2 protein-coding genes and 1 pseudogene are annotated in these 1,704 nt (G+C 75.2%); all 3 read right to left on the bottom strand.

The window, feature by feature from the left end:
• Positions 1-253: ArsR/SmtB family transcription factor (locus G9H71_RS22570; protein ID WP_331273208.1), on the bottom strand; the 253-nt coding region annotated here is incomplete at its 3' end.
• 6 nt (positions 254-259) lie between these two features.
• Complete coding sequence (locus G9H71_RS22565) at positions 260-910, bottom strand: SRPBCC family protein (RefSeq protein WP_166284990.1); 651 nt, start codon at positions 908-910, stop codon at positions 260-262.
• 236 nt (positions 911-1,146) lie between these two features.
• Positions 1,147-1,704, bottom strand: a pseudogene (locus G9H71_RS22555) (multinuclear nonheme iron-dependent oxidase); the annotation flags it as partial.

Here is a 1,704-nt window from a genome sequence, read left to right as displayed (position 1 = left end):
GCAGCCCCGACGGGTCGATCGAGTAGAGGCGCCGGGTTCCTTCCGCCCGCACCGCGACGAGCCCCGCCTCGCGCAGCACGCGCAGGTGCTGGGAGACCGTGGGCTGGGAGATCGGCCCGCGCGCCTGCAGGGCAGCGACCACGGCTCCGGCCGGCTGCTCGCCCGCCGCCAGCGATCGCAGGATCAGCCGGCGGGTCGCGTCACCCAGCGCCTCGAAGACCGCGTCCACCCGATGCTCACCGCTGCCCGTCACTGCCCCTCACTGCCCGGGGGCGTCCTCGGGGACGACCGTGTAAAACGCGACCGTGCGCTCGGCCGCCTCGTGGGCGGGGCCGGGGTCGTCCCCGTCGCGCACGGCGGCGTCGGCCCAGCCGGTCGCGGCGGACCGGACGAAGTCGATGCCGGCCGGAGTCGTCGGGAACGCCAACGCCGCCTCCGCGTCGACCGGCGCGGCGCTCTCGAGGTGCAGCCCGAGCCCCATCAGCCCGAGGTCCCAGCCGACGCCCACCGCGCCCGGCCCGAACTGCTCCCAGAACCCGGGGTCAACCGGCGACTCGTGCGCCAGCTCGAGGACGGTGCCCTCCCCCTGCGCCACGAGCGAGACGCTCAGCCACGACACCATCTCGCCGTACTCCCAGGTCACCGCGAAGCGCGACGGCTCCTCGCAGCTCTGCACCGTGCCGCCCGCGTTGCCCTCGAGCGCGTAGCGGCCGCCGACCCGCAGCTCCCCGCTGACCGGCAGGAACCACCGCGGGATGCGCTCGGCGTTGGTCACCGCGTCCCAGAGGTCGGCCTGGTCGGTCGGGTACGTCCGCCGCGCGACGGCGATCTTCGTCGGCACCCCGTCGCGGGAGCCGGTGCGCACCTCCCGCGTCACGAGGCCGGCCACGGCAACGGGGTCGAGCAACATCTGCGTCCTCCTTGTATAGGCGCTCACCTATGCTTGAGGATGGCAGGGCGAAGCCGCCGGCGCAACCATCGCCGCGCGGGCCGCGGGCGCAGGTCCCGCGGCAGGGTCTGCACGAACGCCGCCACGTCCGCCCGTGCGCCGCCGGCCGGCTTCGGGCTCGCCCGGGCGTACGCGTCGAAGAGCTCGCGGAACCGCGGGCCGACCGCCGCCGCCAGCCCCGGGCTGACGAGGCAGGCGACCTCGCGCCGCTTGGCGACGAGGGCGCGGGCCTGGATCCGCACTCGCTCGGCGTCGAAGCCGTCCGGCACGGGCCCTGCGGCCACCAGCGCGTCGAGCAGGCCCGCCTCGGCCCGCGCCAACCGACGCCGTGCCGCGTCGATGTCTGCAGGATCAGTCACGCATTCACCTTCGCGGATTCGACGACACCGCGGATCGCGGCCAGCTCGGCCGCGAGCTCCTCGTCCCGCGGGTACGCCGCGTCGCGCTCGAGCATCACCCCCGGCACCGCCACCCGCTCGCACAGCGCGCCCAGCAGCTCGAGCACCGCAGGCGGGACGGGATGGGCGTGCGTGTCGTGCCAGACGCCGTCGCGCAGCACGCCCCCGGCGACGTGGACGTAGGACACCGACTCCAGCGGCAGGTCGTCGAGCGCCGCGATCGGGTCCAGCCCGAGGTTGACCTGGTTGGTGTAGAGGTTGGCGACGTCGAGGAGCAGCCGGACCCCGGTGCGCTCGACGAGCTCGGCCAGGAACTGCCCGTCGGTCAGCTCGTCGTCGGGCCAGGACAGCAGCGCG

It is taken from the genome of Motilibacter deserti (assembly GCF_011250635.1).
Lineage (GTDB): Bacteria > Actinomycetota > Actinomycetes > Motilibacterales > Motilibacteraceae > Motilibacter_A > Motilibacter_A deserti.
The sequence above is the reverse complement of the archived record's forward strand: the minus strand, read 5'-3'. Positions and strand labels throughout refer to the sequence as shown.